The sequence below is a fragment of the Wolbachia endosymbiont of Drosophila tristis genome (assembly GCF_028981745.1).
Classification (GTDB): domain Bacteria; phylum Pseudomonadota; class Alphaproteobacteria; order Rickettsiales; family Anaplasmataceae; genus Wolbachia; species Wolbachia pipientis.
The window spans coordinates 22105-36408 of sequence record NZ_JAPQLN010000046.1; the positions used below are offsets into that span (position 1 = coordinate 22105).

General features: G+C 35.0%; 15 protein-coding genes, 2 tRNA genes and 1 pseudogene. 6 read left to right on the forward strand and 12 right to left on the reverse strand.

Translation table 11 applies throughout. From position 1 onward, the window contains the following. Positions 1-137 precede the first annotated feature (137 nt). From OZD64_RS01560 to OZD64_RS01570, 3 genes are all read right to left on the reverse strand, one after another. Positions 138-1013: a tetratricopeptide repeat protein gene (locus OZD64_RS01560; RefSeq protein WP_010082043.1), complete on the reverse strand. Its 876-nt coding sequence runs from the start codon at positions 1011-1013 to the stop codon at positions 138-140. A 168-nt stretch (positions 1014-1181) separates the two neighbouring features. Next, positions 1182-1571, reverse strand: a complete 390-nt coding sequence (locus OZD64_RS01565; protein ID WP_010082044.1) for a DUF1284 domain-containing protein — start codon at positions 1569-1571, stop codon at positions 1182-1184. Then, positions 1568-2095, reverse strand: a complete 528-nt coding sequence (locus OZD64_RS01570; RefSeq protein WP_015589442.1) for a biotin transporter BioY — start codon at positions 2093-2095, stop codon at positions 1568-1570. The genes OZD64_RS01565 and OZD64_RS01570 overlap by 4 nt, the downstream gene beginning before the upstream one ends. 85 nt (positions 2096-2180) lie before the next feature. Here OZD64_RS01570 and OZD64_RS01575 point away from each other — a divergent pair, with 85 nt between their 5' ends. Both OZD64_RS01575 and dapF read left to right on the forward strand, forming a co-directional pair. Next, positions 2181-2768: a nitroreductase family protein gene (locus OZD64_RS01575; RefSeq protein WP_038199580.1), complete on the forward strand. Its 588-nt coding sequence runs from the start codon at positions 2181-2183 to the stop codon at positions 2766-2768. Next, on the forward strand, positions 2749-3543 hold the full coding sequence (gene dapF / locus OZD64_RS01580) for a diaminopimelate epimerase (RefSeq protein ID WP_274999188.1): 795 nt from the start codon (positions 2749-2751) through the stop codon (positions 3541-3543). The genes OZD64_RS01575 and dapF overlap by 20 nt, the downstream gene beginning before the upstream one ends. Before the next feature lie 2 nt (positions 3544-3545). On the opposite strand, the gene sucD is transcribed toward dapF, so the two are convergent. The 9 genes from sucD to hemF all read right to left on the reverse strand — a co-directional run bounded on the left by sucD (position 3546) and on the right by hemF (position 9266). Then, on the reverse strand, positions 3546-4421 hold the full coding sequence (gene sucD / locus OZD64_RS01585; RefSeq protein ID WP_010963102.1) for a succinate--CoA ligase subunit alpha: 876 nt from the start codon (positions 4419-4421) through the stop codon (positions 3546-3548). A gap of 3 nt (positions 4422-4424) precedes the next feature. Further along, entirely contained in the window at positions 4425-5576 is a 1152-nt protein-coding gene (gene sucC / locus OZD64_RS01590) for an ADP-forming succinate--CoA ligase subunit beta (RefSeq protein ID WP_274999183.1), read from the reverse strand. Between the two features lie 37 nt (positions 5577-5613). After that, positions 5614-5814, reverse strand: a complete 201-nt coding sequence (rpsU, locus tag OZD64_RS01595) for a 30S ribosomal protein S21 (protein WP_274999184.1) — start codon at positions 5812-5814, stop codon at positions 5614-5616. Between the two features lie 199 nt (positions 5815-6013). After that, positions 6014-6087 (reverse strand) — tRNA-Pro (locus OZD64_RS01600). Between the two features lie 218 nt (positions 6088-6305). Continuing rightward, positions 6306-6992, reverse strand: a complete 687-nt coding sequence (locus tag OZD64_RS01605; protein ID WP_006279818.1) for a 16S rRNA (uracil(1498)-N(3))-methyltransferase — start codon at positions 6990-6992, stop codon at positions 6306-6308. Between the two features lie 28 nt (positions 6993-7020). Then, positions 7021-7092 (reverse strand) — tRNA-Glu (locus tag OZD64_RS01610). Between the two features lie 68 nt (positions 7093-7160). Then, on the reverse strand, positions 7161-7442 hold the full coding sequence (locus OZD64_RS01615; RefSeq protein WP_244263404.1) for a hypothetical protein: 282 nt from the start codon (positions 7440-7442) through the stop codon (positions 7161-7163). Further along, positions 7443-8360: a hypothetical protein gene (locus OZD64_RS01620; protein WP_274999185.1), complete on the reverse strand. Its 918-nt coding sequence runs from the start codon at positions 8358-8360 to the stop codon at positions 7443-7445. An 81-nt stretch (positions 8361-8441) separates the two neighbouring features. After that, positions 8442-9266 (reverse strand): oxygen-dependent coproporphyrinogen oxidase, encoded by an 825-nt coding sequence (hemF, locus tag OZD64_RS01625; protein WP_274999186.1) that lies wholly within the window; start codon positions 9264-9266, stop codon positions 8442-8444. A gap of 160 nt (positions 9267-9426) precedes the next feature. On the opposite strand from hemF, the gene OZD64_RS01630 reads away from it, so the two are divergent. The 4 genes and pseudogenes from OZD64_RS01630 to OZD64_RS06830 form a co-directional block, all read left to right on the forward strand. Beyond that, on the forward strand, positions 9427-11907 hold the full coding sequence (locus OZD64_RS01630) for an ATP-binding protein (RefSeq protein WP_274999187.1): 2481 nt from the start codon (positions 9427-9429) through the stop codon (positions 11905-11907). A 90-nt stretch (positions 11908-11997) separates the two neighbouring features. Beyond that, on the forward strand, positions 11998-12840 hold the full coding sequence (locus tag OZD64_RS01635; protein ID WP_038199588.1) for a ParA family protein: 843 nt from the start codon (positions 11998-12000) through the stop codon (positions 12838-12840). Next, a complete protein-coding gene (locus OZD64_RS01640) occupies positions 12837-13688 on the forward strand; it encodes a ParB/RepB/Spo0J family partition protein (protein WP_006279814.1) in 852 nt (283 codons plus the stop codon). Before OZD64_RS01635 ends, OZD64_RS01640 begins: the two co-directional genes overlap by 4 nt. 235 nt (positions 13689-13923) lie before the next feature. Next, positions 13924-14007: pseudogene (locus tag OZD64_RS06830) on the forward strand (WPE palindromic element domain-containing protein); the annotation flags it as partial. Positions 14008-14304: the final 297 nt, after the last annotated feature.

Sequence of the window (14304 nt, forward strand, 5' to 3'; positions counted from 1 at the left end):
TATGCATTTGTTGTGTAAATTACCTTTGCAAACAAATGTTCGTACATCTGTGTTTCACACACTTTGCTTCAATATTTGCACATTAGCCACTCCCTTGAACAGATACGATAAATTAGATTTAGGTGAGCTATAAGCTTTTATGAAATCTTTGAGTGCGTGCTGTGAAGTTTTATAAATTTTAGTCTTGCTGTCACTTTGTATAAAGGTATTTTTTCACTCACATCTTTCGAAGTTGTAGCCATGTTCAACAATTTTAAGTAGAATATTGTAGCATTTTGAAAATCTGAAAGTTTATCTAGAATAACAGCTAAATTATAAGTATAAAAAATATTGTTTTCATCGAGGGAAATAGCAGTTATCATATACTCTTTACCTTTTACATAATCCTCCTTTTTCATATAGATCATACCTAAATTTGCTAATAAAGGAGCATAATTTTTATGTATATCATACAATTTTAACATTTCACTCAACGCCAGATCAGGATTATATTGTGAGATTATCGTCAGAAAATTTTTTAATATGTAAGGGTTACTAGGGTGTTCTTTTAACAGTCTTGTGTAAATCTCTACAGCTTTTTTGTATTCTTTATTAGCGTAATAAATATTTCCCAATCCAATTAAAGCATTTTTATGATAAGGAAACTTTGCAATGATCTGATTAAGGAGAGAAATAGCTGTTTCATTATCTCCTGATTCAAAGGAATCTTTTGCTTTTTTTAAAGTAGAGTATATGTCAAAACTCTTGCCAGAATTCTGCGCAATTTTGATGTTAAATTTATCACTTTTTCTCTCAATAACATCAAGATCTTTATATTTTTTATCAGCTTTTATATGCTTGACAACACTATCAAAGGCCTTCTGTATCTCCAAATTTTCACTAGCATAGGTAACAGAAGACCTCCATAAAATCACAACGCAAATTAACATGCAGATAAACATAGGTCCTAGTGTTGTGGCATTGGCTGCAGCGTGTAACCAGTAAACCTTATTTCTTTGAGCTATATGCAACACATTACAAATTCATAAATGCTAAATTACCTATCTCATACAATAATAAAGATATTATTAATTAGCGGGACGAACATGCTGTGTAGCCTTTCAGAATGCATTTATCTTTTGTCTTCCATATTTCGCTTTATTTCCACAAAAATGCTTCAATTTATCTTAACATTTTGTCAACTACCTTTGTAGATTTAAAAGGGCATTTTTACATATTCCATATGGCTGCCAGTTGCACCCCTCACATGCGTACTCGAATTTCTCTAAAGACATTTTCTCCCTAATCTTTTCTACCGCTTCACTCCAGGTCAAAGTCTCGCCAATTTTAATTCCTAAAATTTCCATATGCCTTCTATCTAGCTCTAAAACTTTAGCTTGTTCGGTGCATTTACCTTGTTTAGTCTGGTTTGGGCAAGCACTACAAATACTATCAAGGTTACCAACTACTTCGATTTGAGTACTAACCACTTCACTTGCTATCTTCCTATAATTTTCTACAAAACCCTGCGAATACCCATATCCCCGAAACGCGAGGGTGCACATAAAATGATGAGGGCGAAATTTTATCATTTTTTCAAATATTGCAAAGCTGCTACAAGTAGAAAAATTTTTATCAAACCAGGAAGGATAAATGGTAAAACACCCACCATTATTGCTTGTCCCAGACCCAAGTAAACAGCAAGCCAACTAACACCACAAATAAAGATTACAACTGTACCAGCCAGACAACTTAAAGAATTACACACAAATGATTTATATTTAGAGTTCAGTAATTCATTTACTTTGCTCATTACCATAACAGCAGCTAAACAGCCAATTAAATATCCACCTGTTGGTCCAAGGAGAGCGTGATAACCACCAGAAAAATTTGCAAGAACAGGCAATCCTGCTGCACCAAGTGATAGATATGTAAGCACAGAATAGAATGCTGTTCTGCGGTTAAATTTAAGCCCAATAAGCATTACTCCTAAAGTTTGCAATGTGATAGGCACAGGCTGCAATGGTATACTTATTTGAGCCATCAAGAATAAAAGTAAAACGCAAGACAATATTTCAGCCAGTGTTGATCTGCTGCTAGATTGTGTTATAAACATACCTTCCCAATAAAAATAACTTATTAAATGTAATATATGTGTATGAGAGGTTTTGCAATTTAAATTTTGCTTATATTGTGCTACAATGAATTATTTATGCACTATTAAATTAAAAATGATGAGTAAACAAGATCTATTATCGTTGATGAAAGCAAGACACAGCGGACGTTCATACGATCCTACAAGAGCAATATCTCAGGAAGACATGGATATTTTAATGGAAGCTGTAAGGCTGACTCCCTCATGTTTTGGTGATGAACCCTGGAGATACGTAATATGCAACAAACAGAACAATCAAAGCGCATGGGAAAAGCTGCTAAATTGCCTTGATGAATCTAATCAAAAATGGGCAAAAGATGCACAAGTGTTAATCATATCTTTAAGCGCTAAGAATTTCCGCAAATCTGATAAAGGTGAAAATTTTTGGGCTAATCACGATACTGGTGCAGCGAATTATGGACTTATGTTACAAGCTGCAGTTATGAACTTAATGGCCCATCAAATGGGTGGATTTGATAGAGATAAAATAGTGAAAGAGTTCAATATACCCAATGACTTTAACGTAATATCAGTGATAGCGGTTGGTTACGAAGAAGAGGGTGCTGAAACAAGTAAGAAGAAAAGAAGACCAATAGAAGAAATATTTTTTTATGATGAGTGGCCAAAATTCTGAAAATTTTATCAAAATGCACGGCACTGGTAACAATTTCGTTATCATAGACTCACGTTCAACAAACAATTTAGACTGGAACCATAGACAAATTGCTGATCAAAGCAGTTGTGATCAAGTGATAATTATAACAATGTCTAATGCTGCAGACTGTTTTATGCATATCTATAATGCTGATGGCAGTCGAGCTGAAATGTGCGGAAACGCAGCACGCTGTGTTGGATATTTGATAATGTCAGAAAAAGGTGCTGAATACTCCATTATTGAGCTAACAAGCAAACGCATTTTAGAGTGTTTTAAAGTGGGTGATAAATCCATAAAGGTTAACATGGGTAAACCTTTGCTAAAATGGCATGAAATTCCCTTATCTACTGAGTGTGACACTCTTCACTTACCTATAGAGCTTGAAATGCTAAAAGATCCTGTTGCAGTAAATATTGGCAATCCTCACATAGTTTTTTTTGTTGATAACATAAGTGAAATACCATTGCGAAATTTAGGACCAAAGCTAGAAAATCACGCATTATTTCCTCGGAAAATTAATGTTAGTATTGCACAAGTTGAAAAGTCTGGAGAAATAGCTTTAAGAGTTTGGGAAAGAGGTACAGGCATTACTGCATCATGCGGTAGTGCAGCCTGTGCAGCACTTGTTGCATCCACACTACGTGGATATCTGGTTGCCCAACAGACTTCAGTAAATTTACCAGGAGGCAAGTTATTAATCGAATGGGCAAATAACGTATTCATGACCGGTGATATAGGGTTTTTGTGGCCCTAATTCTAGTGATGCATTACTTCCAATACCTTCTTACCAATTACTGCAGGGGTTTCAGCAATTGCAATTCCAGCGCTCCGCATAACTTCTAGTTTTGCACCAGCACTTCCACCGCTGGAAGAGATGATTGCTCCAGCGTGTCCCATACGTCTTCCTGGAGGTGCCGTTTGGCCTGCTACAAAACCAACGATTGGCTTTTTAGTTTTTTCTGTTTTCACAAAATGTGATACATCTTCTTCTTCGTTTCCACCTATTTCACCAATAACTACAATACCATGAGTATCGTTATCTTTTAAAAAGAGCTCCATACAGTCGACAAATGTTATACCATGAACTGGATCCCCCCCAATTCCGATACACGTGGATTGACCAAGACCAACAGCGGTTGTTTGTGCTACTGCCTCGTAAGTTAAAGTTCCGGAGCGAGACATAATTCCTATGTGTCCACGCTTATGGATATGGCCAGGCATAATTCCTATTTTGCATTCTTCAGGGGTAATAATTCCCGGGCAATTGGGACCAATCAATCGACTTTTTGAGCCGATAAGCGCACGCTTAACTTTCACCATATCAAGTATAGGAATGCCCTCTGTAATACAAATTATCAATTCTATTTTTGCATCTATTGCTTCAAGTATTGCAGCAGCAGCAAATTTAGCAGGTACATATATAACTGTAGCATTTGCACCGGTTTTTTCTTTGGCTTCTGCTACAGTATTAAAAACCGGTAAATTAAGGTGAGTGCTCCCACCCTTTCCAGGAGTTACACCTCCCACCATTTTCGTTCCGTAATCAATTGCTTGCTCTGAATGAAATGTGCCTTGTGCGCCAGTAAAACCCTGGCATATTAATCTTGTATCTTTGTTTACTAAAACGGACATGCTTTATTTTACCTCTTTTACTATCTTTTGCGCAGCTTCATCTAGCTCATCTGCAGCAATAATATTTAATCCTGACTCTTCTAAAATTTTTTTTCCTTCTTCAAAATTAGTACCTGATAATCTAACCACTAGAGGAACTTTAATGCTCATTTCTTTTGCAGCCGCAACAATTCCACTTGCGATAATATCGCAACGTATTATACCACCAAATATGTTAACCAGAATTCCTTTTACGTTGCTATCAGACAATATGATTTTAAATGCTTCAGTTACAGTTTCTTTACTCGCTCCACCACCAACATCCAAAAAGTTAGCAGGCTCTGCTCCGTAGTATTTTATTATATCCATTGTTGCCATAGCAAGACCTGCACCATTTACCATGCAACCAATACTGCCATCCATTTTGATGTAACTGAGCCCATACTTTGAAGCCTCTATCTCTTCTTTCACTTCCTCATCATAATCACGAAGTTCCATAATTTCTGGGTGACGATATAAAGCATTATCATCGAAATTAATTTTTGCATCGAGCGCAATAAAATCTCCAGAATTTGTTTCAACCAGTGGATTAATTTCAATTTGGCTCGCATCAGTTGCAATAAACGCATCATATATTTTTTTTGCAATGTTCGATATCTTTTCTATTTGTTCTGGACTCAAATGAAAACTGCTGCTTAACTTGCTGCTATCAAAACTTGTAGCAGGATCAATATCAAATTTCACAATTTTTGCAGGAGAATTTTTTGCCACTTCTTCGATGTCCATTCCACCTTCTGAGGAAAATATGAATATTGGCCTACTGAGCTTCGGGTCGATTACCAGGCTTAAATAATACTCTTTCTTAATGCTTGAGCCTTCTTCAACGTACACTTTTCTTACTTGCTGCCCGCTTGGCCCTGTTTGATGAGTAACTAAAGTCATACCAATCATGTCCTTTACAAACTGTTGAGCTTCTTCAACTGACTTTGCTAGCTTTACGCCACCGGCTTTACCCCTACCACCTGCATGAATTTGAGCTTTAACTACAAACACGTCAGATTTTAATTGACTTACTTGAGTCTTTACTTCTTCTGCAGATGTAGCAACAAAACCTTTTGGCACTGGGACATTAAACTTATGCAAAACTTCTTTCGCTTGATATTCGTGAATATTCATAAAATAACCAATGATAAACTATTAACTTGAGTACAAACTACCAACCATAACGTTGCCTTCTGCACTCTTGTTGGTACCTCTTTTTTTTAGCTTCAGCTTTCTTTTTAGCTCTTTTTTCTGATTTTTTTTCATGATATTGTTTTTTCATTTTCAACCCTCTTCCTTCCTTTTGAATTGTTTTTTTCAATACTGGAAGAGCTCTGTCTACATCACCATAATGGACTGATACTTCTGTCAAACTCTATACCTCCTTCGGTAATCATTTCAAAATCTATTTATAAATTAGAAAATTAACATTGTCAATTATTTTATAAACTTGAGCGTTAAAATGTAATATGCCATAATTTACATGGTAAATAATGTCATTCCAGTGTCAGCTACTTGCTTACTGATGGAGATTGCTCTTATGTTACAGCGTTCTTACAATTATACTAACATCGGGGCGGAGAGATTTGAACTCCCGACCCTTTGGTCCCAAACCAAATGCGCTACCAGGCTGCGCTACGCCCCGACTTCTTTACTCAGAGTATCAATAACTCAGGCAAAATGCAAGATTCATTTGTTTACTTTAGAAAAAATATAATATGAGATTTAATATTATCTTAGAATATGTTTTTTATTAGCTCCTCTTTAACAACAGACTGCTTCGTAGAAAGTCTACAGGGTTTTTGTGCGCGCGACACTGAACCAGATTTCTTTATGACCCAAACCTTAGTCATATTTAAAAATCTAGCTACACCAATTGGTGAAAGTGAGTGCAGCAACTACAGCAGTATCGACCCTTAAAATTCTTTTTCCTAGACTCAATTTTTGACAAAACTTATCGGCAAGATCAAGTTCATAAGATGAAAAACCACCTTCAGGGCCAACAATAATAGCAACATTTTTTTTGCCTTTCAGCACTTTGTCAGCTTTACCTGTTTCATCACACAAAACAAAATTTTTACTCTGGGAATCAGGTAACTCACAAAAGTTAATAGGAGGCAAAATCTCTGGTATACTTATCCTACCTGATTGTTCCGCTGCTTCGATTGCTTGTAATTTTGCTCTACTTAGGTTAATATTTTTTACCACTGTACGTTCCGTTGAAATAAATTGAATGCAGATTACTCCCATTTCAGTTGCCTGTCTTACTATGTTGTTCAAAGCAGCACTTTTTACCATGGCACAATACAGGTATAAATTTTCCTCATATTGCTGTTGTTTAGTGCATTCTTTGGGTGTAACTTCTGTCAATTTACGCGATATATTAACTACTTCTCCTAACCATTCTCCATCTTTTCCATTAAAAAGAGAGAGATTATCATACTTCTTAAGCCGCATTACATTGCAAATATAGTGACTTTGTTGTGGATTAAGTGCTAAACTCACGCCTTGTGATAAAGCTTCTTCAACATAGAGCCTAATTTTTCCCATTCAAAACTTTAATTATATTCTACTTGAGTGACTCTTACGGGATTTGAACCCGTGTTACCACCGTGAAAGGGTGGTGTCCTAACCACTAGACGAAAGAGTCAACTTGAATCTAACTAGGTTATATCGATTACATATATAAAGTCAATTCAATTATTTTGAATCACATAGTTAGAGGGATATATCAGTAATCTTATATCGACAGCCTCCTATTACTCCATGCTCAATACTCACTGAACCTATCTCAGATTTAGGAGCTAATTCTAATTGTTGTTCAACTTTTGTATCGGAATCATAGCCAGAATCTCTACGCTCATATTTCTGCCTTATTTCTTCTACACTAAAGCCAGCCTTGGTCTTAATTTTTTGATCATTAGTCTGTTGCTGACTTATCGACTTATTAGCACTTAGCTCATTTAGCTTCACTTGCCAATCATTCACTTTATCTTGCACTCACCCATGGCAAGTTCCAGAATTAGCTTTTATGTCTTTTGCTTTTCTTTCTGCTCTTTTCTTGGACAAATCTACCCTAGCATAAATAGGTTCTGACGACTGTTCTGGCTCTTTCTGTTTTAGGCTAGTAGGCTTTTTTTGTTCTGAAAGATCATCTATAGTGCAATAAATAGGTTCTTCTGATATACTCAAATAACCACTATCTTCCAATGATAAATTTTCAGTGGATTTTTTATGTGAATCATATATTTCAGCATAAATAGATTCTTCTGATACACTCAAATAACCATTCTCCCCTAATGAGTTACTAACCTTAGCATCATACACCTCAGCGTAAATTGGCTCTTTTGAAGGCAAAGCATCATAATTAGTGCTCTTTGGCTTATACTCAAAAGTTCTAGAAGGTTTTTGAGGTGGTATTACATTGTTGTTCACCTCAGCGTACATAGTTATTGGCTCATATTCAGAGGTTCTAGGAGGTTTTTGTTGTATAGCTTCAACATTCAAATCATCTGTAGAATAATACTCTGCGCCTTTTCCTAGTAAAAAGGAAACTGTGGGGTGAAGAATTATCTCTGCTGGTAAGTTTTTCTCACTATCCAATTTTAGATTTTTTGATTCTGCTAAACTCTCAATAACACGAATTATAACATTCTTTCCATTCTCATCTATTGAGTGGATATCAGCTCCACGATTAATCAGCAATTCCATTATTTTGTGATCTGTAGCATGTCCTAAAGCCTGATTTAAAGCTTGATTATTATTTATATCAAATGATCCTGTATTCTTGAGAGACATAGTCTTTGAAAAGAATTTTCTAAAACTATTTAATGCATCATAGAGAATTAGAGTCAGTTTAACACCTTTTATGTCATTGTTTTTGACAGATTTAATTAAAAAATTATCTATTATGCCCATGATTATACCCCCTATATAAAAGCTCACTACCATGGTACAATTTTAAACTATGATGATTTATTTTCTACTAATAGCAGCTCTCTATAACCACTTAACAAGTGGTGGCATTGACATCATAATTGCATCTGGATTGCCGTCAGTCATTAAACCAAACCTTGTGCCACGATCGTATAACAGATTGAATTCTACATATCTGCCACGTTTTCTTAATTGATTTTCTCGTTGTTCTTTTGTCCAAGATTTTTGTATATGTTTACGTATGATGTGCAAATAAATTTCCAAAAAGGCTTCACCTACTGCTTTTGTGAACTCAAAATCGTTTTCCCAGTTGCTAGAACTCAGATTATCATAGAAAATGCCACCAATACCACGCGGCTCTTTTCTGTGTTGTAAGAAAAAATAGTTGTCACATTGCTCTTTAAATTTTGGATAATATCCGGTGTCAAATCTATCACATGTCATTTTGATTGATTCATGAATATACTTGCAATCTTCTTCATTTTTATATATTGGCGTAAAATCCATTCCTCCACCAAACCATTGTTTTGAAGTATATATCAGCCTTGTGTTCATATGTGCTGCAGGGATAAGGGGCGATTGCATATGAGACACTAAAGATATACCGCTTGCCCAGAACTCTCCGTTACTTTCACTTGCACCAGGAATTTCATTAATGGCTGAATCTGCAAATTTCCCGTGTACTTTTGAAACGTTTACTCCAACTTTTTCAAAAACATTACCAAAAATAATTGTAGATTCACCACCTCCACCACCTGGGCGATCCCACTTTCTCTTTTCGATTTTTGGCTCTGCGGATGATTGTTTTTCAATTAATAAGAAAGATTCTATAATCTTATCTCTTAGTGCACAGAACCATTTAAATGCTTGTGTTTTTTGTTTTTCCATAATATCCTCTTGCTAGCTTATTAACATTGTTATATCTGATATTTAAGGAACTTAATTAGATTTGGATGATAATTATCTATCAAAGACGTTAATAAATCTATAATAATTAAATCAATATAATAGAACATTTTCGTATGTACAACAATGCCAAGTAACAATAATGAATAAAAGATACATAGATAACAAAAAAGAGAACAGGGTTGACTTCATACTAAGAAATTATGGAATGTCAATTGTTGTGATGGCAGTTATTATGCTCTTACCTCCAGTAGCAATATCGATACTCTACTTTTTTGATATATATAGTCAGCATATTAATATAGAGATTAATTTATTAGTTAGCATTCTAACAACTCTCTTTATGATGTATAATGTAAAACGCTACAGATACCTACTTAATACTATAGAATTTCAAAATGCAATATTTGCAAATGCACTAAATCATAATACAGAATTTTGCCTTATTTTACATAAAGATGAAGGTATTATTTATGCTGATGCAAGGTTCTACGAAAGGTTTAAAGATCATATAGATGATGACATTACGTTAGACAAGATTCTTGAAATAGGAGATGTTTCAGAAGCAGACAAAAAAGTACTCTATCATGCACTAAAAAATAACTCTTCTGTACAGGTATGCATTTCCTTAAACAAGAAGAATAGAGTATCTAACTTTCTTTTGCTCTTTGAGCCGATACCAGATAATCCCCAAATTGCTATAAATAGTAATAAGATTTTAAATTTATCATTAGTGCCAATAGCAAGGCCAGATGGGTATTTTGTATTAAAAGCAACACAGATAAACAAGGAGCAGATATATGAAGAGTTAATAGAAAAACACAGCATAGGAACTTACATTGCAAATGCCAAAGGGGTGATTTTATCTGTAAATAAAAGATTTTTAGACATATTTGAACTAAAAAAACTGGAAAAAGGTAGCTCAATCAGTGATTTTATATCTCAATCTAAATATAACAATACAACAACCGATAATGAAATTTTGTTTTTTACTATAAGTGGTATTCCATTCAAGGCTTATATGAGCACTGCTATATTTTGTGATAAATACAACCATAGCTATATATATGGCTTTATAACACCAACCGAATCAAATATTGTTGATTATCAATTACACCCTTGTTTTGCAAATTCATCAATTGCTATTGCACAATGTGACATAAACGGCAACTTTGTAAAGAAAAATACGGCACTAATAAAGCTTGCAGGGTCAGATAATAATTCAATCTTTACGTTGATATTGGATAGTTATCATGTGAAAATACGTGAATATTTTTCGAGTAATAGAATAAATAATGCGTCTTTTGATGTACAGCTCAACGGCGGTAATAACATAAAAATATATTTCAATAAGTTTCTTCATAATAAAATGATCTTCATACTTTGTTATTTTATTGACAATACTGAACACAAAAACCTAGAGATAAAGCTTGAGCATTATCAAAAGATGCAAGCTATAGGGCAGTTAGCAGGTGGTATTGCGCATGATTTCAACAATATATTGACTGGGATAATAGGATTTTGCGATTTGCTTTTACTCCAACACTCAGCTGGTGACCCATCTTTTGGAGATATAATACAGATACAGCAAAATGCAAAGCGTGGATCAAATTTAGTAAGACAATTGCTTGCTTTCTCAAGAAGACAGACCTTGCAGCCAAAAATTATTGATGTAAATAATACTATAGCTAATCTTTATGAAATGATAAAAAGATTAATAGGTGAAAATATAAAATTTAATATTTATTATGGTAGAGACTTGGGTGCTGTTAGGGCTGATCAAGGGCAATTAGAGCAAGTTATACTTAACTTAGCAGTCAATGCTAGTGCTGCTATGGAAAAGGGCGGAGAATTAACTATACGAACCTTTAATCAAAAGATTGACTCATTAAATTCTACACCTCAGGATATGTTTTCTCCAGACAAGGAAGCGATTGAACATGGAAATTATGTTGTGATTGAAGTAATTGATACTGGATGTGGAATGACGAGTGATACAACTGAAAAGATCTTTGATCCATTTTTTTCTACCAAAGATATTACCTCTGGTACAGGTCTTGGCCTCTCTACTGTATATGGCATTATTAAACAAACTGAAGGATACATCTATGTTGCTAGCAAAGTAAATCATGGAACTAAATTTAGCATATTTTTGCCCATGGTTTACATATCAGATGAAAATGATAGAGAGGAAGATAGTGAAGAAACAGAAAAACCGGTAGTAAGTGAAATTAAAGGTAATGGTATAATTTTATTAATCGAAGATGAAGATTCAGTAAGGGAATTCATCTCTAAAGCACTCAAAAGAAAAGGATTTGATGTAATAGAAGCAAGCATAGGCATCGAGGCGCCAGAAATAATCAGTAAAAAAAGTCAACATATAGATCTTATAATCACTGATGTAATCATGCCAGAGGTGAGCGGCCCAGAAATAGTTAAAGAAGCATTGATCCATAGGCCAAATATCAACGTTATTTTTATTTCTGGGTATGCAGAAGATGCTTTTTTAAAGAGTGATGACATCAATATAGAAGATTTTCACTTTTTGCCAAAACCATTCACTCTGAATGAATTAGGAAACAAGGTTCAAAGTGTGTTACACAAAGCAAAAAAGACAGCCTAATTTTAGTGTGGTTAGCAACAAAAAAATTTTCTAATGCAAAAGTTTCTTGCATATATACAATAGAATTATTTTATACATAAGATAAAAGGCGTGAGCAAGATTATTGCAATAGTAAATCAAAAGGGTGGAGTTGGCAAAACCACAACTAGTATAAATTTGTCGACAGCCTTTGCTGCTGTGGGAAAAAGCACTTTATTGGTAGATCTTGATCCTCAAGGAAATGCTAGCACCGGACTCGGGATTTCTTATCGTAGTAGGGAAGAAAAAAACATATACAAAATACTACTAAGCAGCGAAAATAAATTGATAGAATCGGCAATTTTCAATATAAAGGAAATTCCGAATTTATCGCTAATTTCGTCAGTAGTTGATTTGTCAGCTGCAGAAATTGAATTATCGCAACTTGAGCGAGGAAAATTCGTACTAAAAAGCGCATTGGAGAAGATACGCGATAATTATGAGTATATAATCATCGATTGCCCTCCATCACTTGGGCTTCTGACCATAAATGCTTTGACTGCTGCTAATTCTATTATTGTTCCTCTTCAGTGTGAATTTTTTGCTCTGGAAGGATTAAGCCATTTAGTTAAAACTGTGGAGCTAATAAAAAGGAATAACCTAACCCCTTTTTTGGCAATAGAAGGGATAGTGTTAACAATGTATGACAGGCGCAACAAACTCAGTGAACAGATTAAAAACGATATTTGCCAGTATTTAAATGATAAAGTATACAAAACTATCATCCCATTGTATGAGACTGTTATTCCACGTAACGTACGGTTATCAGAAGCGCCTTCTCATGGAAAACCCGCTATTGTGTATGATCTTAAGTGTCCTGGTGCACAAGCATATATAAGTTTGGCAAGGGAAATTTTAAAAAAGCACGCGAGCAGTTGTAAGGAGAAGAAACTAGTAAGCGAGGGCGTAGTATGAAGGATGATAGACGCCTCGGCAGAGGTCTTGCCGGCCTCATAGGCGATAATTATGATAATAAAGAAGATCGACAAGAGCATTTGCCTATTTCATTACTGCACCCAAGCAAATTTCAACCGAGGAAACATTTTGACGAGGAGTCATTAAGAGAACTTGCAAATTCGATAAAGAAAAGTGGCATTATACAGCCTATCGTGGTACGCAAAGATTCAAATGATGATGGTTATGAAATAATAGCTGGAGAACGTCGTTGGCGAGCAAGCAAGATTGCAAATCTTGATAGTGCACCGGTTATCATAAAAGATCTGAGCGACAAGGAATGCTTGGAAGTATCCATTATTGAAAACATACAAAGGCAAGATATTAATCCAATAGAGGAAGGTGAAGCTTACAGAAAACTGATAGATGAGTTTTTCTATACACATGAGGAATTAGCTTCAGCTATAGGCAAAAGCCGCAGCCACATAACCAATATGATTCGGATGTTGTTGCTCCCTGATAGGGTGAAAACAATGATCAATGAGAAAAAATTGTCTATGGGTCATGCAAGAGCGTTGATTAATGTTGAAAATGCGGAAAGTATTGCAGAAAAAATAGTTTCTCAGGGCTTAAGCGTTAGACAAACTGAAAAACTGATAAAGGACCTACATCAAAACAACAATCAAAAAGAGCAGAGATATACTAGAAATCAAGATATGACAGTAATAGAAGGCGCTATATCTTCTCAACTTGGTTTAAAGATCAAAATTAATGACAACAATTCTAAGGGTAAAGTTATGATACGGTATGATAATCCAAATGAATTGGATTTGATATTGAAAATTTTGAATAGGAAACTTGAGGCATAGCTAGTAGTTGGCTAGCAAAGCAACAAACCAATATCAACTGTTGGTGTCATGAAAGTAGCTGACACTGGAATCCAGGAATTTTATTAAGTTGGTAAGCATAAAAGTATAACTTCTACGTCATACCGCCGCGGTATCCGCTAACAAGCAGCGGGATGACGATTGTCAGGGTAGCTGTCATCCCAGTGCCCTGACTACTTGGATCCAGGAAAAAGAATGGTGTCATCCAAGTAGCTGACACTGGGATCCAGAAGACTTAATTTCAACCAAGTGGCTGCATAATAAAGGCTGGATTCCAGTGTCACGCACTGGGATGACACCCTAGTAGAAATCGTTTTTGTAATTGCAACATTCGTGCAATCTTTAGCCATAAATATTAAGAAATTTACCAAATGAAAAAAAAGGCAAAAGAAGCCCTGGGGTTATTATCCGCTTTAAAATATTGGCGTTTTTTATGTTTTAAACGCTTGAAAAGCAAGATTAAGCTGCTTTTAATTGCAACTAACTTACGCTGCAAATGTTTAAGAAGTTTACTAAGCAGAAAAAAAGACAAAGAACCCCCGAGTTAGCTAGTCTTTTACTATCTCTGTCGAGTATTGGCATTTTTTGATGTCTTGTA

Coding starts and splice junctions, on each gene's coding strand:
- OZD64_RS01565 (WP_010082044.1), bottom strand. CDS start 1,571: ATGATAAAATTTCGCCCTCATCATTTTATGTGCACCCTCGCGTTTCGG.
- OZD64_RS01570 (WP_015589442.1), bottom strand. CDS start 2,095: ATGTTTATAACACAATCTAGCAGCAGATCAACACTGGCTGAAATATTG.
- OZD64_RS01575 (WP_038199580.1), top strand. CDS start 2,181: ATGAATTATTTATGCACTATTAAATTAAAAATGATGAGTAAACAAGAT.
- dapF (WP_274999188.1), top strand. CDS start 2,749: ATGAGTGGCCAAAATTCTGAAAATTTTATCAAAATGCACGGCACTGGT.
- sucD (WP_010963102.1), bottom strand. CDS start 4,421: ATGTCCGTTTTAGTAAACAAAGATACAAGATTAATATGCCAGGGTTTT.
- sucC (WP_274999183.1), bottom strand. CDS start 5,576: ATGAATATTCACGAATATCAAGCGAAAGAAGTTTTGCATAAGTTTAAT.
- OZD64_RS01605 (WP_006279818.1), bottom strand. CDS start 6,992: ATGGGAAAAATTAGGCTCTATGTTGAAGAAGCTTTATCACAAGGCGTG.
- OZD64_RS01620 (WP_274999185.1), bottom strand. CDS start 8,360: ATGGGCATAATAGATAATTTTTTAATTAAATCTGTCAAAAACAATGAC.
- hemF (WP_274999186.1), bottom strand. CDS start 9,266: ATGGAAAAACAAAAAACACAAGCATTTAAATGGTTCTGTGCACTAAGA.
- OZD64_RS01630 (WP_274999187.1), top strand. CDS start 9,427: ATGAATAAAAGATACATAGATAACAAAAAAGAGAACAGGGTTGACTTC.
- OZD64_RS01640 (WP_006279814.1), top strand. CDS start 12,837: ATGAAGGATGATAGACGCCTCGGCAGAGGTCTTGCCGGCCTCATAGGC.